21 protein-coding genes and 2 riboswitches are annotated in these 25039 nt (G+C 66.7%); of the genes, 9 read left to right on the top strand and 12 right to left on the bottom strand.

What is annotated here, in order from left to right; all coding sequences use genetic code 11:
• Positions 1 to 62: 62 nt before the first annotated feature.
• Positions 63 to 1553, top strand: coding sequence for a CHASE3 domain-containing protein (locus J8847_RS08755; RefSeq protein WP_211524312.1), 1491 nt, complete (start codon positions 63 to 65; stop codon positions 1551 to 1553).
• Here the strand turns inward: J8847_RS08755 and J8847_RS08750 are convergent.
• A complete protein-coding gene (locus J8847_RS08750) occupies positions 1534 to 2331 on the bottom strand; it encodes a Crp/Fnr family transcriptional regulator (protein WP_211524311.1) in 798 nt (265 codons plus the stop codon). The genes J8847_RS08755 and J8847_RS08750 overlap by 20 nt on opposite strands.
• Before the next feature lie 268 nt (positions 2332 to 2599).
• On the opposite strand from J8847_RS08750, the gene J8847_RS08745 reads away from it, so the two are divergent.
• On the top strand, positions 2600 to 3316 hold the full coding sequence (locus tag J8847_RS08745) for a response regulator transcription factor (RefSeq protein ID WP_211524310.1): 717 nt from the start codon (positions 2600 to 2602) through the stop codon (positions 3314 to 3316).
• Complete coding sequence (locus J8847_RS08740) at positions 3313 to 4653, top strand: sensor histidine kinase (RefSeq protein WP_211524309.1); 1341 nt, start codon at positions 3313 to 3315, stop codon at positions 4651 to 4653. Before J8847_RS08745 ends, J8847_RS08740 begins: the two co-directional genes overlap by 4 nt.
• On the opposite strand, the gene J8847_RS08735 is transcribed toward J8847_RS08740, so the two are convergent.
• Genes J8847_RS08735 through J8847_RS24125 form a run of 6 tightly spaced genes read right to left on the bottom strand, consistent with a single transcriptional unit; the run spans position 4632 to position 11068 of the window.
• Positions 4632 to 7934, bottom strand: coding sequence for a pilus assembly protein (locus J8847_RS08735; RefSeq protein WP_211524308.1), 3303 nt, complete (start codon positions 7932 to 7934; stop codon positions 4632 to 4634). The two genes, J8847_RS08740 and J8847_RS08735, sit on opposite strands and share 22 nt — an antisense overlap.
• A 10-nt stretch (positions 7935 to 7944) precedes the next feature.
• Positions 7945 to 8529, bottom strand: a complete 585-nt coding sequence (locus J8847_RS08730; protein WP_229429631.1) for a hypothetical protein — start codon at positions 8527 to 8529, stop codon at positions 7945 to 7947.
• Positions 8526 to 9596, bottom strand: coding sequence for a PilW family protein (locus J8847_RS08725; RefSeq protein WP_211524307.1), 1071 nt, complete (start codon positions 9594 to 9596; stop codon positions 8526 to 8528). Before J8847_RS08725 ends, J8847_RS08730 begins: the two co-directional genes overlap by 4 nt.
• Before the next feature lie 20 nt (positions 9597 to 9616).
• Complete coding sequence (gene pilV / locus J8847_RS08720; protein ID WP_229429632.1) at positions 9617 to 10198, bottom strand: type IV pilus modification protein PilV; 582 nt, start codon at positions 10196 to 10198, stop codon at positions 9617 to 9619.
• A 4-nt stretch (positions 10199 to 10202) separates the two neighbouring features.
• The gene (locus J8847_RS08715; protein ID WP_211524306.1) at positions 10203 to 10676 is read right to left on the bottom strand and encodes a GspH/FimT family protein; all 474 of its coding nucleotides are present in this window, start codon (positions 10674 to 10676) and stop codon (positions 10203 to 10205) included.
• On the bottom strand, positions 10670 to 11068 hold the full coding sequence (locus tag J8847_RS24125) for a type IV pilin protein (RefSeq protein ID WP_211524305.1): 399 nt from the start codon (positions 11066 to 11068) through the stop codon (positions 10670 to 10672). The genes J8847_RS08715 and J8847_RS24125 overlap by 7 nt, the downstream gene beginning before the upstream one ends.
• A gap of 195 nt (positions 11069 to 11263) precedes the next feature.
• Between J8847_RS24125 and J8847_RS08705 the strand changes: the two genes are divergently transcribed.
• The gene (locus J8847_RS08705) at positions 11264 to 12922 is read left to right on the top strand and encodes a peptide chain release factor 3 (protein ID WP_211524304.1); all 1659 of its coding nucleotides are present in this window, start codon (positions 11264 to 11266) and stop codon (positions 12920 to 12922) included.
• Positions 12923 to 13078: 156 nt separating this feature from the next.
• Complete coding sequence (locus J8847_RS08700) at positions 13079 to 14074, top strand: tetratricopeptide repeat protein (protein ID WP_211524303.1); 996 nt, start codon at positions 13079 to 13081, stop codon at positions 14072 to 14074.
• 67 nt (positions 14075 to 14141) lie between these two features.
• Here J8847_RS08700 and J8847_RS08695 read toward each other — a convergent pair whose 3' ends face one another.
• The gene (locus tag J8847_RS08695) at positions 14142 to 15338 is read right to left on the bottom strand and encodes an acyltransferase family protein (protein ID WP_211524302.1); all 1197 of its coding nucleotides are present in this window, start codon (positions 15336 to 15338) and stop codon (positions 14142 to 14144) included.
• Between the two features lie 270 nt (positions 15339 to 15608).
• On the opposite strand from J8847_RS08695, the gene J8847_RS08690 reads away from it, so the two are divergent.
• Positions 15609 to 15953, top strand: a complete 345-nt coding sequence (locus J8847_RS08690; RefSeq protein WP_211524301.1) for an H-NS family nucleoid-associated regulatory protein — start codon at positions 15609 to 15611, stop codon at positions 15951 to 15953.
• Between the two features lie 211 nt (positions 15954 to 16164).
• Positions 16165 to 17841, top strand: coding sequence for a methyl-accepting chemotaxis protein (locus tag J8847_RS08685; RefSeq protein ID WP_211524300.1), 1677 nt, complete (start codon positions 16165 to 16167; stop codon positions 17839 to 17841).
• A 16-nt stretch (positions 17842 to 17857) separates the two neighbouring features.
• On the opposite strand, the gene gcvP is transcribed toward J8847_RS08685, so the two are convergent.
• The 3 genes from gcvP to gcvT form a co-directional block, all read right to left on the bottom strand.
• Complete coding sequence (gcvP, locus tag J8847_RS08680; protein ID WP_211524299.1) at positions 17858 to 20737, bottom strand: aminomethyl-transferring glycine dehydrogenase; 2880 nt, start codon at positions 20735 to 20737, stop codon at positions 17858 to 17860.
• Positions 20738 to 20848: 111 nt separating this feature from the next.
• The gene (gene gcvH / locus J8847_RS08675) at positions 20849 to 21229 is read right to left on the bottom strand and encodes a glycine cleavage system protein GcvH (protein ID WP_211524298.1); all 381 of its coding nucleotides are present in this window, start codon (positions 21227 to 21229) and stop codon (positions 20849 to 20851) included.
• Positions 21230 to 21276: 47 nt separating this feature from the next.
• Entirely contained in the window at positions 21277 to 22407 is a 1131-nt protein-coding gene (gene gcvT, locus J8847_RS08670; protein ID WP_211524297.1) for a glycine cleavage system aminomethyltransferase GcvT, read from the bottom strand.
• 49 nt (positions 22408 to 22456) lie between these two features.
• Positions 22457 to 22554: riboswitch (glycine riboswitch) on the bottom strand.
• 17 nt (positions 22555 to 22571) lie between these two features.
• Positions 22572 to 22655, bottom strand: a riboswitch (glycine riboswitch).
• Positions 22656 to 22988: 333 nt separating this feature from the next.
• Here gcvT and J8847_RS08665 point away from each other — a divergent pair.
• Positions 22989 to 23549 carry an ATP-dependent Clp protease proteolytic subunit gene (locus J8847_RS08665; RefSeq protein WP_211524296.1) on the top strand — a complete coding sequence of 187 codons (561 nt, stop codon included), beginning with the start codon at positions 22989 to 22991 and terminating at the stop codon, positions 23547 to 23549.
• A 190-nt stretch (positions 23550 to 23739) separates the two neighbouring features.
• On the opposite strand, the gene J8847_RS08660 is transcribed toward J8847_RS08665, so the two are convergent.
• Positions 23740 to 23922 (bottom strand): hypothetical protein, encoded by a 183-nt coding sequence (locus J8847_RS08660; protein WP_229429633.1) that lies wholly within the window; start codon positions 23920 to 23922, stop codon positions 23740 to 23742.
• A 297-nt stretch (positions 23923 to 24219) separates the two neighbouring features.
• On the opposite strand from J8847_RS08660, the gene J8847_RS08655 reads away from it, so the two are divergent.
• The coding region (locus tag J8847_RS08655) for a DUF1631 family protein (RefSeq protein WP_211524294.1) at positions 24220 to 25039 on the top strand (820 nt) is incomplete at its 3' end.

The following is a 25039-nucleotide window of genomic DNA, read 5'->3' as shown; positions in this document are numbered from 1 at the left end:
ACATTTCCTTCAATCCGTCTATAATCAGGCGACGGCAACGTTGCGCGAAAGGAAGCCTCAGGATGACCACTTCAACCGCTCGGGCCGGCAAGCCTGTCCGCACCCTGCCGCTCAACAAGACCCTGCTGTGCCTGGCATGCGTCATTCTGCTGATCGTGAATGGCGTCTTCCTGGTCCGTAACCTGGACGACCTGCGCGCCGCCAATGCGCTGCAGACCCAGACCGCCCGCGTGTCGGACGAACTCCAATACCTGAACCTGCTCGTGACCGACGCCGAAAGCGGACTGCGCGGTTACTTCCTGTCGGGTTCCGATGTCTACCTCGGCCCGCTGCACGCCGCGCCCCAGCAGATCGACAACCAGCTGCGCGCCCTCGGCGTGCTGCTCGCCGACAGCCCCTCGCAAACCAGGAACCTCAACCAGCTGCGCACTCTTGTCCAGAAGAAACTGGGCCTGATGCACCAGGCGCTCGAGGTCTACCGCCAGGGCGGCCTGGTCGACATCGTCGCTATCGCGGCGGCGCCCGACGAGCGTGCCGACATGGATGAGATCCGCCTGCAGGTGGTGATCATGACCCATGAGCAGACCGAATTGCTGGCGGCGCGCACCGCCGCCTTCTACCAGCAGTACCGCCACGCCGCGCTGTTCGGCGTGGGCATCAATGCGGCCGCCATCATCGTCTTGCTGCTCTTCTATAAGCTGATTCGCCGCGCCTTCAAGCTGCGCCTGCGGGCAGAGCAGGCGCTGCAGCAGTCGAACGAGCACCTCGAGCAGATGGTTGTCGAGCGTACCGAGCAGCTGTCGGTGCTGTCCCGCCACCTGATCAAGGTCTCGGAAGAAGAAAAGTCGCGCCTGGCGCGCGAACTGCACGACGAGATGGGCGCCAACCTGACCGCGATCGGCATGGACCTGACCACGGTGGGCGAACAATTGCGCCTCAGCCATCCGGAGCTGGCGGCCAAGCTCGGCCGCGCGCGCCGCACCCTGGTCGACACGGTGCAGCTCAAGCGCCGCATCATCGAAAACCTGCGCCCGAGCCTGCTCGACAACATGGGCTTGTCGGCCGCACTGCAGAGCTATTGCGCCGATTATGCGCGCATCACGGCCCTCGACTGCGACGCCCTGATCGACCGCCAGGCCGATGCGGCCGGCCCGATGCAGGCCATCGCGCTGTTCCGTATCACCCAGGAAGCGCTGAACAATATCGCCAAGTACGCGAAGGCGCATTCGGTGATCGTCAACCTGTCCCGCGAAGAAGATGGCTGGGACCTGGAAATCACCGACGACGGCATCGGCATCGCGGAAGGCGCCATGGCCAAGTCGAAATCGCATGGCTTGCTGGGCATGCGCGAACGCGCCTTGCTGCTGGGTGGGACGCTGGAGGTGGAGCGGGGAGTGAACGGCATCGGGACTTGTGTGCGCGCCTGGATTCCGGCGCAAGCCCCAGGTGGGGAAGGGACGGCCGCATCAAAGGCCGTGCCCGGTCAAACCGAGGATCCGCCGCCGGCCTTGCCGGAGACGGATCCCCTCAAACTCAACGCGCCACATCCATGAGCAGGCGGTCGTATTCCGACTTGGCGACCTTGTAGCACTCGCCGGCATATTCTTCCAGGCCGGCACGGTCCAGGACGGTGATATTGCCGCGGCGATACTGGATGAGGCCTTCATCCTGCAGCTTGCCGGCGGCGGCGGTGATGCTTTCGCGGCGCACGCCCAGCATGATCGAAATCAGTTCCTGGGTCACTTTCAGCTCGTTGGTCGGCGAACGGTCCAGGCGGTCCAGGAGCCAGCGGCAGAGCTTTTGCTCGATCGAGCTGTGGCGGCCGCCGACGGCGTTCTGGGCCATCTGGGCGAACAGGGCGTTGGTGTAGCGCATCAGGAGCTGCGGCAGGGCGCCGCCGCGGTTGAAGGCGTCACGCAGGTACTGGGTCTTGAGGCGGTAGCCGTAGCCGGCGCTCTGGACAACGGCGCTGCACATCGCACGTTCACCCATGAAGAGCGACACGCCGACCACGCCTTCGTGGCCTACCACGGCGATCTCGGTGGTGGCGCCGTCTTCCATCACGTAGAGCAGCGACACGATTGCCGTGGTCGGAAAATACACGTATTCCAGTTTGCTGCCATACTCGAACAACTCCTTGCCGAATGGCAGAGGGACGAGTTCCAGGTGCTCGAACAGGGTTTCCAGGTCTTGGCGCGGGAGGGCGGCCAGCAATTCGTTTTGCTGGGTGCCGCTGTAGCTGACAACGGGGCGGGACGCTTTCGACTCCTCACTGGCAGGGAGCTGGTTCTTCGCTTTTTGCGTGGCACCACCAAGTTGAGTGTTGTTCATTTGTTGTCCTCTTTGATCTCTAACATGCTTCATGAGCGACTTGTGGAGGCCGGGGCTTTCGTTGCCTCATCGCGATGTGTGTACATTAAAGCTATAGTCCGGTGCCGAACATAAGATTAGCAGTCGCACCCATGTAGGCTGTATGCATGATGTTTTGTCAGTCCAGTCCTACTAGACAGGATGGCGAAATTCACGCCTTTTGTTTGGTTTAGGCAACGAAAATAGCCCATAATGGGCGCTTTCCTGGTGGCGGAGCGACAAGGCAAAGATGGGGCCGCAAGTATTGCTGGTGGAAGACGACGCTGTCCTGGCCGACGGCCTGATGCGCGCACTGCAGGCCCAGGGCATGCAGGTGGCGCTTGCCCGCGACGGCTCGAGCGCCGACCAGCTCTTGCAGGGCGCAGCATCGGCCGGCGCGTCCACCTCCGCCGACGCTCCGCCGCCCGACGTCGTCGTCCTCGACATCGGCCTGCCCGGCATCGACGGCTTCGAGGTCGTACGCCGCCTGCGCGCCCGCGGCGGCGCCATCCCGGTCTTGCTGCTGACCGCCCGCGACGCCGTCGAGGACCGGGTGCGCGGCCTGGAGACCGGCGCCGACGACTACCTGGTCAAACCCTTCGCCACCCCTGAACTGGTCGCCCGCATCCGCGCCCTGGTCCGCCGTCACGCTCCCAAGCCCGCCGTCCTGGCCCTCGGCCGCCTCGCGCTCGACAGCGCCACCCGGCGCGCGCGGGTAGGCGAGCGCAGCCTCGAACTGTCGGTGCGCGAGTGGGGCGTGCTCGAATACCTGCTCCAGCACGCCGGGCGCGTCGTGTCCAAGCAGCAAATCATCGACGCCATCCTGCCCTGGGGCGAAGACCTGACCCAGAACGCGGTCGAGGTCTATGTCTCGCGCCTGCGCCTCAAGCTCGACGGCGCCGGCGTGGCGATCCGCACCATCCGCGGCTTCGGCTATCTGCTGGAAGCGGAAGCGCCGGGCGCATGACCAGCATCCGGCTGCGCCTCCTGAAGTGGCTGCTCGGCCCCATCCTGCTGCTCAACCTGGTGCTGGCGGGCCTGGTTTACGCCCTGGCCTGGACCCCGGCCCAGGTGGCCTTCGACCAGGGCCTGGCCGACACCGCCGCCACGCTGGCCGGCCGCATCCGCGACGGCGCGCCCGCGTTCGTGCCGGCCACGCTGGCCGGCCAGGACCGCCTGTGGTACGTGGTGCGCGACGCCGCAGGCGCCCACCTGGAGGGCAGCGTAGGATTCCCCGCGTTGCGGCCGGGCGCGCCGGCCTATGACGCCGCGATCGGCGGCGAGCCGGTGCGCGTCGCGGCGCTGCTGGTGTCCACGCCGGACGGTCCGCGCCAGGTCGGCGTCGCGCGCACCCTGCGCCAGCGCCTGGAAGTGCGTTCGGCCATCCTGCGCTCGCTGTTCGTGCTCGTCACGCTGGCCACGCTCACCCTTGTAGGATTGGTCTGGCTATCGGTGAGCAACGGCTTGAGACCGCTGGCGCGCATCCGCGCCGACCTCACGGGACGCGGGGCCGGCGACCTCGCGCCCATTGCGGCCGACGAGGTGCCTTACGAGATCGCGCCGGTGGTGAGCGGCTTCAACGAATTGCTCGACAAGGTCGAGGCGGGCGCGCGCGCCCAGCGCGACTTCATGGCCGACATGGCGCACCAGCTGCGCACGCCGCTGGCCGGCCTGCAGCTCCAGCTCGAGTGGCTGGCCGCGCGCCACGCCGGCGATGCCGAGACCCTGCGCTCGCTCGGCCTGATGCGCCTGGCCAACGAGCGCATGATCCGCCAGGTGAACCAGCTGCTGGCCCTGGCGCGGGCGCGCCAGGGCCAGCCCGGCGCGGCCCACGAGGCGCTCGACCTGGCCAGCCTGGTGCAGGATGCGATCCAGTACTTCGTCGAGGAAGCCGCGCGGCGCGGCATCGATATCGGCTTCGAGCTGGCGCCGGCGCCGCTGCGCGGCGACGCCTTCCAGCTGCGCGACCTGGTCGACAACCTGGTCGACAACGCGCTGCGCTATACGCCGCGCGGCGGCAGCGTGACGGTGATCGCGAAGCAAGAAGGGGAGGGGGTGGTGTTCGCCGTGGAAGACACGGGGCCGGGCATCGCGCCGGCGCGGCGCGCCCAGGTCTTCGAGCGCTACGTGCGCCTGGACGACAAGACTTCCGGCAGCGGCCTGGGCCTGGCCATCGTGCGCGACATCGCGCTCGCGCACGGGGCCCGGGTCGCGCTGGAGGATGGCCCGGGCGCACGCGGCACCCGGGTCACGGTCCGGTTTCCCCGGACCACGGCGCCGAATCAGTCGGCGCCCGAGGTATAGCTGTAGGTGCGCTTGCGCTTGGAGGTGATGGCCGGGCGGATCTTCTGCGGCGCGATCGGGACGCTGGCGCCGGGCGCGCCATCCGAGCCTTTCTGCACCGCGCCGATGACCACCGTGGTGGCCTTGCCGTCGATCGGCACGCCGCTCGCCAGCACCGGCGAGGGCGGCAAGCCGCCGCCCACGAAGGGCGAGGAACGCTCGCCGCCGCAGGTGCCGGCCACGCCGATCGCGCCGCAGCCGTTCAGCAGGTTGACCCAGTAGCCGCGCGCTTCGCCCAGGGTGGTGGCGCAGGTGCCGGCCGAGGCCTTGATCGGGCGGTTCGAGCTGAAGGTCACCATGCCGCCCGCAATCAGGGCCGAGGTCACCACTTGCTCGCCCTGGCCGTTCTGGTTCAGGTCCATGTACCAGCCTTTCAAGCTGCCGGCCGGCAGCACCGCGGGCGCGGACGCGCTGTTGGTGGCGGTCACGTCCTGCAGGCCGTCCAGGTCGACGGTGGCCGCGCCCAGGGCGACCGACAGGTCGTCCTTGTAGACGTAGAAGCGGTTGGTCACCTGCTCGAAGGGATAGTGGGTGGCTAGCGGATGCTCGCGGTCGCCGCTGCCGATGGCCACGTAGACATAGCCCTGGGTGGCCAGCAGCGCCGGCGCGAACAGGAACTTGCGTCCGCCGCCGCTGGTGCGCGCCACCATGCGCTTGGTCCAGGAACCGCTGGCCAGCGGCAGCTTGTCGGTGCCGGTGAAATCGATGCGGTACAGGTTGCCGCCGGTATCGGCCGCGTAGGCGTAGTCGGGCATGGCGTCGTTGTTGATGTCGACCATGGCGATGTCGGCCGCCACCGCGCGCTCGGTGGAGAAGCTGCGCAGCACGGCGCCGGTGTCGGCGTCCAGCACGTAGATGGCGTTGCCCTTGGTGGCGCCGCAGGAAGGCACCTTCGCATTGCCGTCCTCGCAGGCGTCGTAGCCGCCGCCCACCACCACCACCGGGCTGGCGCCGTTGTTGTAGCCCTTGAGGAAGGCCACGCTCGGGGTCGACCAGGTCTGGCCGATGGCTTCCATGCCGGCCGTGCATCCGACCTGGTCGCCCAGGTTGGGGCAGCCGGCCTTCCACTTGTACTGTGGATTGTCGGGGTTGCTGACGTCCAGCGCGTAGATCATGCGACCGCCGCGGCGCATGGTCGGGTAGATCCAGACGCGCGAGCTGTCCGCGTTCTGGTAGACGCCGGTCGAGCCGTCGAAGAAATAGTCCTTGGCCGTCGGCGCCGGGGTAATGCCGGCCGGCTGGTTCGGGTAGGCGACCAGCGGCAGGTTGCTCTTCAGGCGCGACAGGCGCGGGAAGAACTCCGGCGCGATGAAAGCCCAGCGCTCGACCCCGGTGGCCGCGTTCAGCGCGCGCAGGGTGCCGTCGTTGGCGCCGTAGTAAACGGTGACGCCGGTCGTGCCGCCATAGTTGACCGGCAGCGGACGCGAGTGAATCACGTCGCCGTGGATCGAGGGCCGCGTGGTGTTGCTGGGGCCGCCACCTTTTTCATTGTTGGTGTCCTCGCCGCGGATGAACTTGACCAGGTTGGTGTCCATGAGGCTGTTGGTGGTGGTCAGCGGGGTCAGGATGCTGCCGAACTGGGTCAGCACGTTGCGGTTGACCGCGCTCGAGGTGCCCGTGCCGGCCGGGACATTGCCCTGACGCAGGATCTGGGCGGCCGCGCCTTTTTCCACGAAGGCGCCGTCGGGCGCATCCGAATACTTGTTGTAGCTGCTCACGCTGCAGGTGCCGGCCGGGTCCGGCTTCAGGCCCAGGCCGCTCCAGTAGGCGCCGCTGTCGCTGGTCCAGAAGCTGGTGGCGCAAGGCGTCACGAAGCCGGTGTTGGCGTTGACCGCCGGCTTCTTGTTGACGTCGCCCAGGTCGATGCCGCTGCCGCTGGTGATCAGCTGGTAGCGCTTGAGGTTGCCGAACCAGCGCGGTTTTGCGTCCGGGTCCGGGCGGAACATGCCGATGAACACCTGGTTCTCGTTCTGCGAGCGGTTGGTGGCGTTGACCGGGAGGCTGGTCGAGGCGAAGGTGGTGTTGACGGCCTGGATCTCGATCAGGATTTCCTTGATCGCGTCGACGATCGCGTCCTCGTTGCGGGCCGCAAAATACTTGCCGCCTCCGGCGCGCGCCATGCTCAGCATCAGCGAGGTGTGCTCCGAGTTGGGCTGGGCGTTGTAGACGTCGATCGTGTAGGTGGTGACGCTCGGGCGCAGGGTGCCGTCGCCGATCGGGACGCCGCGGTCGTGCATCAGGCGCGCCCATTCGTCGGCGTTGCGCGGGCCGGTGTCGGTGCTGTAGGTCCCGGTCTCGACGTTGGTGATGATGGTGTCGGTGGCGTCCACGTTGTAGCGGCTGGTGTTGGCGGCGCAGGTGCCGGCCGGGCTGGCCGCCACCGTGCCGACCTTGCAGCCGTCGGTATAGCCACTGCAGGTGCTGGCGAAGGCCGCAAGGCCGGCCGCCGCCGCGGTGGGGTTGGCATAGCAGGCCGCCGTGGTGCCGATGGTGGTGGTGGTGCTGATGCTCTTGCTGCTGAAGTTGGGCAGGCCGAGCTGGGTCACCGGCGTGGTGTTGCCGTTGAGCTTGTTGAGCTCGGCGGTATTCGTCGCATCGTCGGCGGTCGGCCCGCTGGCGTTCGGATTGCCGATGAAGATGACGTAGGTCTTGCCGCAGGCGTTGTCGGTGCTCAGCGGCGACTTGAATTGCGTGAAGGCCGTGGTGTACCCGGCGCGGTCGGCGATGGTGGAAAGCACGCCGCCCGGCGAGACCGACTTGCCGCCGGCCAGGTAGTTATACACGTCGTACATCAGGTTGCCGTAGGGCGTGTTGGAATTGCGCTTCTCGTCCGGGCTGTTGATGCTGTTGTAGATCGTGGTGAGCTGGCTGCTGAAGGCAGTCCGGTTAGTCAGGTCCATCGGCTGGACCGCGTAGCGGATGAAGCCGCCGTTCAGGTTGGCATTGCCGACAGTGACGAATTCCATCATGCCCAGGTTCACCGTGTCGTCCAGCCCGGCGACCACGCGCTTGATCGCATTGACTTCCGACTGGCCCTGGGTGGCGCCGCCCGGCCATTTCTGGTTCTGGCGCGCCCAGTTCGAGGTGTTGTCGAGCACGATCAGGATGCGCGGGTTGATGTTGTTGCCGGCCGAGGCGCCGGTGAAGATGTCGATGTCGTCGGCGCCGGCCGGCAGGCTGGCGGCCAGCAGGGCGAGCGAAGCGCTGAAGGCGAGGGCGCGCGGAAGTGGATGGCGGAACATGCGGGCTCCTTCAGGTGGTGGGGCAGTTGTTGGTGACGTCGTCGCGCGCAACGCGCACGGCCACGCCCTGGGTGACCTGGACTTCGGCCTCGGTCTCCATGTCGGTGGCGACGGCATTGATTTCCCAGACGCTGTCGGCGCAGGCCGAGTTGCCGTCGACCGCGCCGCTCACGCCGAAGCTCTGGGTGCTGCCCATGCTGCACACCAGGTCTTCTTCCCGAGCCAGGTCGAGCTGGGTATTGCGGATCGCCGGCGCCTTGACGCACTTGGGCCGCGGCGCGAGCTTGACGCGCACGTCGTCGGTGCCGTCGCCGTTGGTGTCGACGCAGCGCTCGTTGGCCTCGCCGCAGGGCTTGTTCAGCACATGGCCGGGGGTCTCGGAAAAACGGGGCGTGCTGATCACTTCCTCCAGCACTTCGCGCGCGGCCGCCGTGGCCTCGTCGCGCTGCTGCATGTTGCTGACGATTTGCAGGTTGGACTTGCCGACGTTGAAGGTGGTCAGGGCGATCAGGGTCAGCAGCACCAGCATGACCAGGGCCGTGACCAGGGTGATGCCACGTTCGCGGCGGCGCAGTTTCATGGCGGTCTCCGTCATGGCATTCTCCTTCCAGCAGGATTGGGCAGGGCCACCTGCGCCTGGAACACGTGGCGCTTGTAGGCGTCGTTGGCGGCATCGACGGTGTTCTCGCTGCCGTCCGCGTTCAGGCCCAGCGTATAGGTCTTGCTGTCCTCGTAGCCGGCGGTCTCCTGGCTGTTGCGGGCCAGCAAGTTCACGCGCACGGCCACCACGCTGCGCCAGTTGGCCACCGCGCAGGCGGCGTCGGCGCAGCTGTTGGCGCCGGCCGGGTTGGCCGAGGTGGCGTCGGGCACGCCGTCCTTCGCCAGGTCCATGCCGTATTCGAGCTGCAGGTTCTCGATGCCCTCGGCCAGCGGCACGACGCTCCAGGTGGGCGCGCTGCCGTCGCTGCCCAGCTCGGCGCGCTTGAGGGTGGGGATGCCGTCCCCGTCCTGGTTGTTGTTGGCGATGTAATAGATGTGGGTGTGGTAGCGGCGGATCGCGGCCAGGGTGCCGCTGTTGGGCGTCTGGGTGCAGTTGCGCTGGTGGCGGTTCAGGTTGGCGGTGCTCAGGCTGAGCGCGTAGAAGTCGTCGACACTGGACGAATCGAGCTCGGTCGGGTTGTTGCACAGCGAGGCCTGGAAGAAAGGCCCGCCTTCGGTGGTCGGGGCGCAGCTGCCGACGCCGGCGACACAGGTGGCGGTGCGGCGCACCACCAGCACGTCGGTGCCGTCGCGCACGTCGTCCAGGCAATCCAGTCCGCTGGCGTCGTCGTCCACGCCCTGGACGGCCAGGGGCAGGCCGGCCTTCAGGTCCGCCAGGCTGGCGGCGCAAGGCGCCGGCAGGGCGGCCGGGTCGCTCAGCGCGCCGGGATCGAACTCGGCGTAATAGCCGGCGTTGCGCAGGTCGATCGCCAGCAGGTCGATCGCATAGCGGCCGTTCTCGACCTGGCGGTGGGCCTTGTCGATCTCGCCCTGGGTGCGGATGTTCTTGACGAACATGGCGGAAAGGCCGCCGAGGATGGCCAGGCCAATGGCCACGGCCACCAGCAGTTCGGCCAGCGAAAAGCCGCGCGCGCGGCGCAGACTAGGGGAGTAGGGACGCATCGCGGCTCCTTGTCGACGACTTAGATACAGCCGGGCAGGCCGATGGCCACGCGCGCCGACACGGCGCGGCGGTTGGTGTCGGGACCGTAGGCGTCGCGGCCGCAGGACTGCGAGGGGGCGCGGGTCTCATGCATGCCTTGCCAGGCCACGGTGACCAGGTAGACGGCCGGAACGCAGACGCCGGGGCTGGCGTCCGCCGCACGCACCAGCTCGACGCAGCCGCGTGCGCCTTCCATGGCGCCGGCCTTGTTGCCGTCCGCGCGCTCCTCGGCCGCGCCCTTGAGGGCGGCGCTCCATTCGCACAGGTCGCGCGCGGCGCCGGCGGCGACCGTCGCGCAGTCGTCGCCCACGGTGCTGCCGGTGCCGAGCGGGTTGGCGGTCTTGTAGTCGGCGGCATTGGCGCTGTTGCCGCTCAGCCGGGACTGCATGTCCTGCAGCAGCACCGCGGCCTGGGCGCGCTGGTAGGACTCGATGGAACCGACCTGGGCCTTGGCCTGGAAGGCCGCCAGGCCCAGCAGGCCGAAGGCGACCACCACCATGGTGATCAGGACTTCGATCAGGCTGACGCCGCGCTGGGACGAAAGGGAGGGCATGGTATTCATGGCGTCAGCACTCGCTGGAAGTCTGGCTGGGGCGGCCGGAGAGATCGACCGCGACGCAGCGGCGGGCGTCGCTGCCGCTCACGCTGATGTCGAAGGAGGGCAGGCTGGCGCCCTTGACGCGGCCGTTGGGCAGGTAGACCACGCTGGCCGGGCCGTCGATGGCGGCGCCGGGCACGGCGGGATGGTCGTCGAGCAGGCGGTCGGCGTCGCCCGGGTCGGCGATGTCCCAGCCGGCCTGCCAGCCGGCGTCCTTGGGCGCCAGCGTCACTTCGGCGTTGCGCTTGATCGCTTCGCTGCGGGCCCGGTTGAGGGCGGTATACAAGTCGGTGCCGGCGCTGCGGCCGCGCATCGCGGCGACCAGGCTGCCGTAGGCGGGCGCGGCGACGGCGGCCAGGATCGCCATCACGGCCAGGACCGTGATCAGCTCGGGCAAGGTGAAGCCGCGGGCCGGCGCCGCATGGCGCGCGCGGATTACCATTTGTCGCCCGGGGTGCGGGTCCCGGCCTGGTTGATGGTCAGGGTGACGTCGCCGGCTTGGCTGGCGCCCGGCTTCGGGGTGGCGGTGATGATGTAGCTCTGCGGCGGACCGTCCTCGAGGTCGATCGTGATCTCGTACCGGCTGTCGACGTTGTCGGGCACCGGCGCCAGGTCTTCCACGCTGGAGGCGTAGCCGCGGGTGTCGGCCAGGAACTGGGCCTGGGCCTGGGCCAGTTCCATCAGGTAGGTCTGGGCCGCGCTGCGCTGGTTGCGCACCATGTACGCGGTGTAGGACGGATAGGCGAAGGCCGCCAGGATGCCGATGATGGCGATCGTCACCATCAGCTCGATCAGGGTGAAACCGCGCTGGCGGGGGGCAGTGGCTGGGATCATGGTCGGCCTCGCTGAAGCAATATGCATGGAATGTTGCCCAGTATAAACACTGAAGCTGTCAAATTGCTGAATCCAGGCTGACAAAATGCTGACAATGAGACGAAACCGTAGGAGAAGGATGTGGCGCGGTTCACACAAGCCGCCCCAAGAACGGTAAAATCGCCGGTTTTGCACGAACCCGAATTGGCCGCGACTATGGCAACCGACACCGCAGCACCCCTGAATGACTCCCTCGATCCCGCGCCGGCCGGCAAACCCGCCGCCGTGATCGCGCGCGAGGTGAACCGCCGCCGCACCTTCGGCATCATTTCCCACCCCGACGCCGGTAAAACGACGCTGACCGAAAAGCTCCTGCTGTTCTCGGGCGCGATCCAGCTGGCCGGCACTGTCAAGGGCCGCAAGAGCGGCCGCCATGCGACCTCGGACTGGATGGACATCGAGAAGCAGCGCGGCATTTCGGTGGCGTCCTCGGTGATGCAGTTCGAGTTCCGCGAGCACGTGATCAACCTGCTGGACACCCCGGGCCACCAGGACTTCTCGGAAGACACCTACCGCGTGCTGACCGCGGTTGACTCGGCCCTGATGGTGATCGACGCCGCCAAGGGCGTGGAAGAGCAGACCATCAAGCTGCTGGACGTGTGCCGCATGCGCGACACCCCGATCGTCACCTTCATGAACAAGCTGGACCGCGAGACCCGCGATCCGCTCGAACTGCTGGATGAAGTGGAATCGGTGCTCAAGATCGAGTGCGCGCCGGTGACCTGGCCGATCGGCATGGGCAAGAACTTCCGCGGCGTGTATCACCTGCTGAAGGACGAAATCATGCTGTTCAAGGCGGGCGAGGAGAAGGCCGACGGCGCTTTCGAGATCGTCAAGGGCATCGACAACCCGAAGCTGGCCGAGATGTTCCCGCTCGAGATCGAGCAGCTCAAGATGGAAGTGGAGCTGGTGCACGGCGCCTCGCACGTGTTCGACCTGGAACGCTTCCTGTCGGGCGTGCAGACCCCGGTGTTCTTCGGTTCGGCGATCAACAACTTCGGCGTGCGCGAGATCCTGTCGGCGCTGGTGGACTGGGCCCCGGCCCCGCGCGAGCGCGACGCCACCGTGCGCGCGGTCAAGCCGGAAGAGCTGCCGTTCTCGGGCTTCGTCTTCAAGATCCAGGCCAACATGGACCCGGCCCACCGCGACCGCATCGCCTTCCTGCGCGTGTGCTCGGGCCGTTTCGAGAAGGGCATGAAGGTCAAGCACCTGCGCCTGGGCCGCGACGTCAAGCTGTCCTCGGTGGTGACCTTCATGGCCTCGAGCCGCGAACAGGTCGAGGAAGCCTACGCGGGCGACATCATCGGCCTGCCGAACCACGGCAACATGCAGATCGGCGACAGCTTCAGCGAAGGCGAGCTGCTGTCCTTCACCGGCATTCCGTACTTCGCGCCGGAACTGTTCCGCACGGTGCGCATCCGTAACCCGCTCAAGATGAAGCAGCTCCACAAGGGCCTGCAGCAGCTGGGCGAGGAGGGTGCGGTGCAGGTGTTCAAGCCGGTGCTGGGTTCGGACCTGATCCTGGGCGCGGTCGGCGTGCTGCAGTTCGAAGTCGTGGCCAGCCGCCTGCTCAACGAATATGGCGTGGACGCGGTGTTCGAGAGCAGCAGCATCAGCAGCGCGCGCTGGGTGTCGAGCGAGGACAAGAAATCGCTGTCGGACTTCGAGAACCAGCTGGGCCACCAGGTGGCCTACGACGCGGCCGGCAACATGGCCTTCCTGGCCACCTCGGGCGTCAACCTGCGCCTGACCCAGGAGCGCTGGCCGAAGCTGACCTTCCACGCGACCCGCGAGCACGCGGCCAAGCTGGACTAAGGCGCCGCCGGTTTCATGTGGCAGCCCGCCCGCGTTCGCGCCGGCGGGCTGTTTTCATTTGAGCCGCGCGCTGCCGACCTATTCGATCGAACAGGTAGCGCGGCGATGCCTGGCGCGTAGAATCGTCGCTGCCCGTCCACGCCGACAAGAGGAAGCATGCCACACCCCGTTCGCCACGAATCGTTCCCGCGCCTGGCCCTGGCCGCGCTCTGCCTGCTGGCCGCGCCGGCCATGGCCACCCCCTATACCGCCGCGCTGAAGTCGCGCAACTACCTGGACGCCGAGCGCCTGGCCAACGCGGCCCTGGCCGGCGCGCCGCGCGATCCGCAGGCCCTGGCCGCCAAGGTCGACGTGATCGTGGCCACCGCGGCGGAAGCACGGGTCGACGAAGCCGTGTCGCTGGGCGAGGCCTGCGTCGCCGCCAACCCGCGCGAGTCCGTCTGCCATGACGCCCTGGGCACGGCGCTGGGGTCGAAGGCGATCGGCGCCGGGATCTTCTCCGCCATGGGTTATGCGGGCAAGATCCGCGACGCCTTCCGCAAGGCGGTCGAGCTCGACCCGAACAACGTCGGCGCGCGCTTCTCGCTGCTGCAGTACTACCTGATGGCCCCCGGCATCGTGGGCGGCGGCGTGGACAAGGGCCGCGCGCTCGCGGCGGACACCGCCAGATTGAGCCAGGAGACCAGCCAGCTGATGCAGGCGCGCATCGCCACCAGGGAAGAAGACTTCGCCCTCGCCGAGCGCCTGCTGCGAGCGGTGAACGTCGCTCCTGGCAGCGACCTGGCCGACCAGCGCCGCGATGCGCTGTGGAGCCTGGGCGGCAGCCTGATGATGGAAAAGCGCTACGCCGACAGCGAGCGCGTGTTCCGCGAACTGCAGGCCGCCTATCCGGACAGCGAACTGGGCCTGTACGGCCTGGCGCGCGTCCGCCAGGAGCAGGGCAAGCATGCGGAAGCGGTGCCACTGCTGGAGCAGGCCGCCAGGATCTATCCGCAGGGCGCGGTGTACTACCGGCTGGGGCAGTCGCTGCAGGCCGGCGGCAACAAGGCGCGCGCGGTGGGCGCCTACGAGAAGGCGCTGGGCGCGGTGCCCGGCCTGTCGAAGAAGCTGAGCGCCGACGCAAGCGCCCAGATCAAGACGCTGAAAGAGTAAGCGCCATCCTGTACCGGCTGCTTGCCGGGCGTCCGCGCGGGTGTTGCACTCGAGGTCCTGAGACCGCTCACGCCGGCCCCGCGCTTGCCTGGGCCGGCAGGCGGCCGTCCCTGGGCCGCTGCCGCCCGTTGAGCAGCACGCCGATGAAGGTATGGCGGACCAGCAGCTGGTAGCTGAGCAGGGATGCCACCGTGGTCGCCGCGACATTCAGCATCATCTTCGGGACCACGCCGAGCGGCCAGGTGTAGACCATGGCGCCGAATCCGATCGTGCCCAGCATGTGCACGAGGAACACCCAATACGAGCTTTCCGATACATAGCGCAGCACGCGATTCTGATGCTGCATATAGCGCAGGAACAGGCCGATCAGGGCGAAACTCCAGCACCAGCTACTCAGGTTATAGACATAGGCAATCACGGCTTCGATATGGGGAACGGTCCCCGGTTTTCTGGTGAAGATATCGAATGCAGCGAGCGCGGCGATGAATACCACCAGGCCCGCAATCGCGTATTTCCAGCAATGTTTCGTGAAATGCGGGAACAAGGCCTCGCGCGAACGATATAAGAGCAGGCCGGTGACGAAGAACAGGCCGTTATGCACCATTTCCGGCAATTGCGGAATGAAGGAGCCGCTGGATGCCATCACGCCGGCGCGATAAAACGATCCCACGATTGCCAGCGGAATGGTCAGCAATAGCGGACCCCACCAATTGCCCGCCAACGCAAGAAACGCCGTATCGATTCCCTCGCGCACGCGCACGGAGATGCGGCTCCACACCGGCGCCAGGGCGGCACTCAGCGCGCAGAACCAGATCAGGTAATAGAGGAACCACATGTGCATCGTATTGAAGGGCGAGGCGCCGGCGCTCTTTTTCGCCAGCAGCGAGAGTTCGATGCCTGCGGTACCGCGCGCCATGACGTGCAGGTAAACCAGCATCACGATGGTCGTGCAGACGATGAGCACCGGCCAGAACACGACAAAAGGCAGCAGCAGCCTGCGCATGCGGTGCGCCAGCATGCCCCTGGCGCCGCGGCCCGCGATCAGCATCGCGACGAAATAGCCCGCCAGGATGAAAAACACCGGCATGCGGAAAGCGTGGATGAACAGGAGGATCAGGTCGGCAATCGGCGAGGTCTGCGCATCGCGCCAGGGCAGGGGCGAGTCGCCCGTGGTGTGATTGATGGCGACGTGCAGCAGAATGCCGAGCCACATCATGACGGCGCGGAGGTTATCGAATGCGTGCAGCCTGCCGGAGTGTTCCATTTTGTCTCCATTTCTTATTGGCGTTCACCGAAATAAGCTCGGCTATTCATGCTTGCACCGCGAGATATCGCGGCGCTTGCGATAATATCAATACCGGAAATGGAAAATTTCGGCATATTCGGCCTCAAGGCTGGTATTTATTCCTCTCGCATGAGTCTTGCCGCAATTGGAATCCAATCAAAAATAATTGCGATCTTATTCCGTGTACCTCACCAGTTTTGTTTGGACATGGTACGCTTGCATTACCCACCACACTCTCAAAGGATGAGCATGGCCAACATCGATTTGTCGAACTACAACCTGGCTGAACTGAAAGGCCTGCAATTCGAAGTCGAAAAGCAGATCAAGTCGCGCCAGCAGGAAGAGGTGAAGAAAGCGCGCGAGCAGATCCTGGCGCTGACCAAGAACCTGGGCGTGAGCGTCGACGAACTGCTGTCCGCCAAGGGCGGCAAGCCGGGCAAGTCCGGCAAGGGCAAAGGACAATCGGCGGGTGGCGCGGCCCGATACCGCAATCCGGGCGATACGTCCCAGACCTGGACCGGACGCGGACGCCGCCCGGCCTGGGTGACCGAGGCCCTGTCCGGCGGCAAGACCCTGGACGACCTGAAGGCCTGATAGCTGACCCATAGCGCCGCGCCGGGCCAGCGGGTCCGGCAGTCCGTCTTTGCGCTGGCACAAATACCAGGCGCCGGTCATGGGGTAAATTCGTTGAATGCACTTGGGAAACTTTGTGCTTCAACCGGAGGACGCCATGACCCCATCGCTGTTAATCTGCGCAGCGCGCGCCGCTTCCCCTTCGCCGCAGCCCGCACGCATGGGGTAGGCCATGCTGGCCCGTCTCCGCATCGGTCCCAAGCTGCTGCTGGCGCCCGGCGCCGTGCTGTTCCTGCTGGTGCTGCTGTCCTGTTCCGCCTACTACGCGATGGTGCGCCAGAACGCCTCGCTCGAAGAGATCGTCGGGCAGCGCGCCGCCAGCATGCGCGCCGCCAGCAGCCTGGCGGCGCAATCGCAGAAAACCCATGCCGATATCTACCGCCTGCTGAGCTGGATGGGCGGCAGCTTTCCCATCGCCCGCACCGAGCCGCTGCGGCGCGACATCCTGATCGAGCATGAACGCATCGCCGATGGCCTGAGCCAGCTGGCGCGCATGACCGGTCCGCACGCGGCCGAGCGCCGCCACGTGGAGCAGGCGATCAGCGCCCACCAGGCCTATACCGCGGCGGTGCGCGACGTGATCGAGCTGGCGCCGCTCGACGGCTCGATCTCGGCCAACGCCATGCTCAAGGCCGAAAGCGCCTTCGCGGTGGTGGCCCAGCGCCTGGCCGACCTGGCCGTGATCGAGGAAACCCTGTCGCGCCAGGCGTCCAACAGCGCCCAGTCGGATTTCCGCGTGATGTCGACCCTGATGCCCATCGTGATCGTGCTGGCGATCGGCATCTCGCTGGCCATCACCTTCGCCGTGCGGCGCCTGCTGCTGGACGAGATCCGCGGCATCGGCGCGGCCGTGAGCGGCCTGGCCAGCGGCGACCTGACGGTGCGCGAGCGCGCCTATGGCGGCGACGAGATCGCCGAGACCTCGCGCGCCCTGGACGCCAGCATCCGCAACCTCAACGGCACCCTGCGCAGCATCCTGGAATCGGCGCGCGTGATCGGCATCGCCTCGCGCGACATCAAGCTGGGCAGCCTGAGCCTGGGCAGCCGCGCCGTGTTCCGCGCCGGATCGATGCTGGATACCGCCAGCTCCATGAAGGACCTGGCGGCCAGGGTCAACCTCACGGCCGACAGCGCGCTGGAGGCCAACCAGCTGGCGGCGTCGGCAGGGGAGGCGGCCGACGCGGGCGGCAGCGTGGTGGACCGCCTGCTGGCGGCGCTGGATTCCGGCAAGCGCAGCGCCCATCGAGTGGTCGAGATCGTGGACGGGCTGGACGCCCTGGCGGCGCAGGCGAACACGCTGGCGCTCAATGCGGGCCTGGATGCGGCGCGCGCGGGACCGGACGCCGCGGGCATGGCGGCGGTGACGAGCGAAGTGCGCCATCTGGCGCGCAGGGTGACTGCGTCGGCTGGAGAGATCCGGCTGCTGGCCACTCAGTCGGTCGCCGAGATCGACGGCGGCACCGCCTGGGCGGCGCAGGCCGGGACCAGCATGCAGCAGATCGCCAGCTCGGTGCGCCAGGTCGAGGATATCGTCAGCCGCATCGGCTCGGCCAGCCAGGGCCAGGAATCCAGCCTGGAGGACGTGAACCAGGCCATCGTGCGCATGGACCAGGTGACGCGCCAGAACACCAGCCTGGTCGAAGAGGCGGCCATGGCCGCGCGCACCCTGCAGATGCAGGCGCTGGCGCTGTCGCGCACCATGTCCGGTTTCCGGCTGGAAGAGCCGCAGGCCGAGCCGCCCGAACAAGCGGCGGCCCAAAAAGAAGACGGCGACGTCCCGCGCGAATTCGCGCGCGAACGCCGCCGTCATCCGAGCTCCCACTTGCGGCTCGCGTCGAGCCGCAAATAAGCTGGTCGATCAGCGATTATTCGTAGTCGCTGATCGGCGCGCAGCCGCAGAACAGGTTACGGTCGCCGTACACATTGTCGGCGCGGCCGACCGGCGGCCAGTACTTCTTCTTGCGCAGCGAGGCAACCGGGAAGGCCGCCACTTCACGGGTGTAGCCATGCTTCCAGTCGTCGGCGGTGACCACCTCCGCGGTGTGCGGCGCGCCCTTGAGCGGGTTGTCCATCTTGTCGTACTCGCCGCGTTCGACCTTCACGATCTCGGCGTGGATGGTGATCATCGCTTCGATGAAGCGGTCCAGCTCGGCCTTCGACTCGGACTCGGTCGGCTCGATCATGAGGGTGCCCGGCACCGGGAAGCTCATGGTCGGGGCATGGAAGCCGAAGTCCATCAGGCGCTTGGCCACGTCTTCGTTGCTGATGCCGGTCTTGTCCTGCAGCGGGCGCAGGTCGATGATGCACTCGTGCGCGACCAGGCCGTCGTGGCCGGTGTACAGCACCGGGTAGTGCGGCGCCAGGCGGCGCGCGATGTAGTTGGCGTTCAGGATCGCCACTTCGGTCGCCGCGGTCAGGCCTTCCGCGCCCATCATCGCGATGTACATCCACGAGATCGGCAGGATCGAGGCCGAGCCGTAGGCCGCCGCGCTGACCGCGCCGATGCCGGCTTCGTCGCGGACATAGCCGGTCGACAGCTGGTTCGGCAGGAACTTGGCCAGGTGCGCGCCGACGCCGATCGGGCCGACGCCCGGACCGCCGCCGCCGTGCGGGATGCAGAAGGTCTTGTGCAGGTTCAGGTGGCTGACGTCGCCGCCGAAGGCGCCCGGCGCGGCCACGCCGACCATCGCGTTCATGTTGGCGCCGTCGACGTAGACCTGGCCGCCGTGGGCGTGCACGATCTCGCACAGTTCCTTGATGCCTTCCTCGAACACGCCGTGGGTCGACGGGTAGGTGACCATGACGCAGGCCAGGTCCTTGCTGTACTGCTCGGCCTTGGCCTTCAGGTCGGCCAGATCGACGTTGCCATTCTCGTCGCAGGCGGTGACGACCACCTTCATGCCGACCATGCTGGCCGACGCCGGGTTGGTGCCGTGGGCCGAGGACGGGATCAGGCAGATGTTGCGGTGGCCTTCGCCGCGCGACTCATGGTACTTCTGGATCACCAGCAGGCCGGCGTATTCGCCCTGCGAGCCGGCGTTCGGCTGCAGCGAGATCGCGGCGTAGCCGGTGGCGGCGCACAGCATGGCTTCGAGCTGGTCGATCATCTCGCGGTAGCCCACGGTCTGGTCGTTCGGCGCGAACGGGTGGATGTTCGAGAACTCGGGCCAGGTGACCGGGATCATTTCCGAGGTCGCGTTCAGCTTCATGGTGCACGAACCCAGCGGGATCATGGTGCGGTCCAGCGCCAGGTCCTTGTCGGCCAGCGAGCGCAGGTAGCGCAGCATCTCGTGCTCCGCATGGTAGCGGTTGAAGGTCGGGTGGGTCAGGTAGGCGCTTTCGCGGGTCAGGGCGGCCGGGAAGGCGTCCGCCACGTCTTCGTCCAATGCGTCGATATCGACGTTCTTGCCGTTGCCGAAGATGGCGAACAGCGCAGCCAGGTCTTCACGGGTGGTGGTCTCGTCCAGCGACACGCCCACGTGCTGGTCGTCGACGCGGCGCAGGTTGATGCCGGCGTTGACGGCGGCCGCGTGCAGCGCGGCTGCGTCGCCCTTGACGGTCAGGGTGTCGAAGTAGGTGGTGTTGGTCACTTCCGCGCCGAGCTGCTGCAGGCCGCGCGCCAGGATGGCGGTCTGGCGGTGCACGCGCTGGGCGATGCGCTTCAGGCCTTGCGGGCCGTGGTAGACCGCGTACATGCCGGCCATCACGGCCAGCAGCACCTGGGCGGTACAGATGTTCGAGGTCGCCTTTTCGCGGCGGATGTGCTGTTCGCGGGTCTGCAGCGCCAGGCGGTAGGCCTGGTTGCCCTGCGCATCGACGGTCACGCCGACCAGGCGGCCAGCCATGCTGCGCTTGAATTCGTCGCGGGTGGCGAGGTAGCCGGCGTGCGGGCCGCCGAAACCGAGCGGCACGCCGAAGCGCTGGCTGTTACCGACGACCACGTCGGCGCCCCATTCGCCCGGCGGGGTGAGCATGGTCAGGGCCAGCAGGTCGGCGGCCACGACCACCATCGCGCCCATGGCGTGCAGGTGTTCCACGGCGGCGCGGTAGTCGCGCACTTCGCCGTTCACGCCCGGGTATTGCAGCAGCACGCCGAAGCAGGTCTCTTCCAGCTTCTCGATGTCGCCGGCCGCGATCACGCGAACTTCGACGCCGATCGGCTGGGCGCGGGTCTGGATCACTTCCAGGGTCTGCGGCAGCACGTCGTCGGCGACATAGAACACTCTCGACGAGGACTTGCCGACGCGCTGCAGCAGGGTCATGGCTTCGGCGGCGGCGGTACCTTCGTCCAGCATCGACGAGTTGGCGATGCCCATGCCGGTCAGGTCGGTGATGGTCTGCTGGAAGTTCAGGATCGCTTCCAGGCGGCCCTGCGAGATCTCGGGCTGGTAGGGGGTGTAGGCGGTGTACCAGGCCGGGTTCTCGAAGATGTTGCGCAGGATGACCTTCGGGGTGTGGGTGCCGTAGTAGCCCTGGCCGATCATCGACTTCATGACCTTGTTCTTGGATGCCAGCGCGCGCAGGGTGGCCAGCGCGTCTTCTTCGGTGCGCGGCTCGACGAACTGGCCCAGGTCCAGGGTGTCCTTGCGGCGGATGTTGGCGGGAACCACGGCGTCGATCAGGGCGGCGCGCGAAGCGTAGCCGAGGGTCGACAGCATGGCTGCCTGTTCGGATTCGGACGGGCCGATATGGCGCGGGATGAACGAATCGCGGGCTTCAAGTTGGGTGAGGCTGGAACGGGTCATGATGGTGGCCAGATGAATTGCCGGCGCCTTGTGGGCTGGCGAAGATGAGGAATTCGGGACTTCGTGAAACTAAAAGGGCGCGCCGCATTCAGCGGCGCGCCCTCGGCGACATTAATTGTCGGTGGTCTTGCCGTAGGCGTCGGCGTCCAGCAGCTTGTCGACAGCGCCGGCGTCGGTCGGCTGGAGCTTGAACAGCCAGGCGCCGTACGCGTCCTGGTTGATCGAGTCCGGCGCGTCGGCCACGGACTGGTTCACCGCGGTGACGGTGCCCGACACCGGAGCGTAGATGTCGCTGGCGGCCTTGACCGACTCGACCACGGCGGCGTCGTCGCCGGCGGTGAAGGCCTTGCCGACCTGCGGCAGTTCGACGAACACGATGTCGCCCAGTGCGTCCTGCGCGTATTCGGTGATGCCGACGGTCAGGGTGCCGTCAGCCTCGCGGCGGACCCACTCGTGGGACTCGGTGTATTTCAGGTCGGTAGGGATGTTCATTAAAGGCTCCTGGTATGGGTGACGCGGTGATTATATTGCTTGTTCTTTTAGGCGGCGAGGACTTTGCCGTTACGCACGAACGGCAGCTTGACGACGGAAGCGGCCAGCTGCTTGTCGCGGATCACGACTTGCACGGTGTCGCCGACCGCCACGTCCAGCGGCACGCGCGCCAGGGCGATCGCCTGCTGCATGCTCGGGCTGAAGGTGCCGCTGGTGATCTCGCCTTCGTTGCCGGCGGCGCTGAGGACCTTCTGGTGGGCGCGCAGGATGCCGCCTTTTTCGCGCAGGATCAGGCCGACGAAGTTGGCTTGCTGGCCCTTGGCCTGCAGGGCGGCCTTGCCGATGAAGTCGCGCTCGGAGACCAGGTCGATGGTCCAGCCCAGGCCGGCGTCCAGCGGGTTCACGGTCTCGTCCATGTCCTGGCCGTACAGGTTCATGCCGGCTTCCAGGCGCAGGGTGTCGCGGGCGCCCAGGCCGGCGGGCTTGATGCCGGCGGCGGCGAAGGCGTTCCACAGGGCTTCGGCCTTGGATGCCGGGACGCCGATTTCGAAGCCGTCTTCGCCGGTGTAGCCGGTGCGCGCCACCATGACTTCGCCGAAGGCGGTGTCCGGGACGATTACGACGTTGAAGGGCTTGAGCGCTTCGGAAGCGGCCTTGGTCTCCGGCAGCACTTCCCAGGCCTTGGCGCGGGCGTTCGGGCCCTGGACCGCGATCAGGGCGATCGGGTCGCGATTTTCATCACTACTATCGCGGCGCTGGGTGATGACCAGGCCGGAATTCGTGGCGGCGTTCTGCTGGTTCATCCAGGCCACGTCCTTGTCGGCGGTGCCGGCGTTGACGACGATGCGGAACCAGTCTTCGCTGAAGAAGTAGACGATCAGGTCGTCGATGACGCCGCCTTCGGGATTCAGCATGCAGGAGTAGAGGGCCTTGCCCGGGACCTGCAGCTTGTCGACGTTGTTGGCCAGCAGGCCGCGCAGGAAGCTGCGCACGTTGGCGCCCTTGAGGTCGACCACGCACATGTGGGACACGTCGAACATGCCGGCGTCGGTGCGCACCGCGTTGTGCTCTTCGATCTGGGAGCCGTAGTTGACCGGCATGTCCCAGCCGCCGAAGTCGACCATCTTGGCCCCTAGGGCACGGTGAGCGGAATTGAGCGGAGTCGCTTTGAGCGTCATGGAATCCTCAGGGCAGTTGAATAGGGGTGCGGGCACGTCGCCGTGCGCTGTTTTCCCCTCTGTCCTTGGTACCTGAGAGATAGCGGCCTGGCCGCCTGCCCCTTCGGTGGGCCGCTTGTGTCGCGGCCGCTCTCCAGAGTTGAGCCGCCGCGCGATGCGCCGCCGCTCCTTGACCGGTCCTTTTGCCTGAGAGTTTGTGGGTAGTGCCCCTTCGGCGGCAGCGTGCTGCGCTCTCCCTGTCAAGACTGTGGAGGATATGCGAGAGGGCGGTTGCTGTCAACCAGCTAAGGGGGAAACCAGGGGAAGGAAGGGGCGGCCCCTACCCTCAGAACGTCGTTCCGGGACTCGGCGTCCCCCTCGGCCGGAACCCAAGTTCGTTGGGCAGCCGGCAGCCAAAACGTGGGCGGGAACGCGAGCAAACTTGGATCCCGGCCTTCGCCGGGATGACGTTGGTAGGTAGGGCGGTTACGCGGGCATTTCGATTCCTAAAAGCATTGCCGCGCACTATTGACGCACGGCATCCGGGCTCGCGGGCCGGTTTTGCTACACTTATCACACTCACTTTGCAGGCGGAAAAAACTATGAGCGAAGACAAAGCACAACAGGAAAAAACAGGCTGGTTCACGCTGTCTGGCGACGTCAATAGTGACATGGTCCACCGGGTCTTCGACGCGGTCGCCGCCATGACCGAGGACGGCATCGAGACGGCCCATGTCCTGGTGCAGTCCAACGGCGGCTATGTCAGCGACGGCCTGTGCCTGTACAACTTCATGGCCAGCTCGCCGATCAAGTTTGTGATGTACAACGGCGGGGCGGTGGCCTCGATCGCGGTCATCCTCTACCTGTGCGGCACGGAGCGCTATTGCAGCGAGACGGCGCGCTTCATGGTCCACAAGTCGCATGCGACCGCCTCGCCCGGTTCGCGTCCGGATGCGCTCAACATCATCGTCGAGGGCCTGCGTGCCGACGATTCGCGCACCGAGTCGATTCTGCGCAAGACCGTCGAGCTGACCCCGGAGCAGTGGAGCATCCACCAGTATTCGGACCTGCATCTGAACTCGCGCGACGCCAAGGCCGCCGGCCTGGTCAACGACATCCGCGATTTCGCGCCGCCCAAGGGTGCGATCCTGCGCAATATTTGAGTCGGCCCAACAGGCTCGGTAGCCCGATACATCGGCTTGGCCGATGGCCGCGGCCCGTTTATTCGTCAGGCCTATGGATAAGGCAAGGAAGCCGTGGCGCTTTGTCCGACACATAGAAAAGCCCGCCGGCTCGATGCGCGGCGGGCTGGACAAGTGATGCCTGCTTCCGGCGGGGCCGGAGAAAACAGGATCAGCGTTTGTCGTTCTTGTGGCTCTGACGGCCAGCTTCGGCGTGTTGTTCCGGAGTACCGCCGCGGGTGCCGCCGCCCGAGCGCGAGCCCGAACCTGCCGAGCCCGACTGTTTGTTGCCTTCGCTCTTGCTGCTTTGCTGAGAGCCGCTTTGGTTGCGCTTGCTACCTTGCTTCGAGGCCATGGTGCTTCCTTTCATAGTGGGAAAAGATCCTGCTCGGCTTTACCGACCGGCCGTGTCCGAATGGATTCGAGGCATTTCCGGTGAATCAATCATGCTTATCGTGTTGATGAATCGCTATCGGAACACCCCTTGATGCGTTGTAGGAGGTGCTCCTACAATCTGAAAGCATCTATTTCCTGATGAAACGCTCGATCACATGCTTCGGCGTGTCGTATTTCTTACGACATATGCATTAAGGCCTATTGCTTTCTGGAAATAATATGGCAGAATGGAGGGATCGATCTTCTCCCCACGTCCATGGCCACCCCATCCGCACAGACGCCCGCCGCCCGCAAGGCCGCCGCCGACCGGCAGGCGACGTTGGATGAGCTCGTCGGTATCGCCAGCCGCCATGCGAATGGCCAGCTAATGGAGATGTGCCACCGCATGGTCGCCGCGCTGCTCGACATGACCAGCGCAGGTCCCGATCCCAAGCTGGCCGCGCGCCGCATCAAGTCCGGCAACCTCCTCAAGGAAAACGCCTACGCCTATTTCCACCTGGCCTGCACGGGCATCGAACTGGCCCTGCGCAAGGAACTCGGCCAGCTCTCGCCCCAGCCGCGCCCGGCCGCGCAGGTCGCCCTCAGCCTGGTGCCGCTGGAAGAGATGGACCAGAAACTCGCCTTCGGCGTGGTCAGCCGGCCCTTCGACATCCAGCATTCCGAACAGCTCGCCAGCCTGGGCGTGCGGCTCGGCGTGCTGCTCGGCCGCGATCTGGTGCGCGCCGCCGTCAATCCCTTCCGTCCCGAAGTCCTGCTGGTGGCGCTGGAACAGGCCTGGCGCGAGTTCGAGCCGGACCAGGAAGCGCATGCGCTGATCGTGCCGCTGCTGCGCCCCGGCCTCGTGTTCGACCTGGGGCCGATGTACGAAGCCCTGAACGAGCGCCTCAAGCCCGCGCGCGGACGCGGCGGCGAGCGCTTCGCCAAGACCGACGACAGCGCCGCCCGCAAGGCCGAGCGCGCGCGCCGCGACGCTTCGGTGGCGCAGCAGCTGCGCGGCCTGTTCGGCAGCGAAGGCGCGCCGCAGATGGCCGATCTCGATATTCCCCTGATTCCCGACCTGCCCCAGGGCGGCGGCG

Source organism: Massilia sp. AB1, assembly GCF_018119385.1.
Classification (GTDB): Bacteria; Pseudomonadota; Gammaproteobacteria; order Burkholderiales; family Burkholderiaceae_D; genus Telluria.
This window is presented reverse-complemented; position numbering and strand designations above follow the sequence as displayed.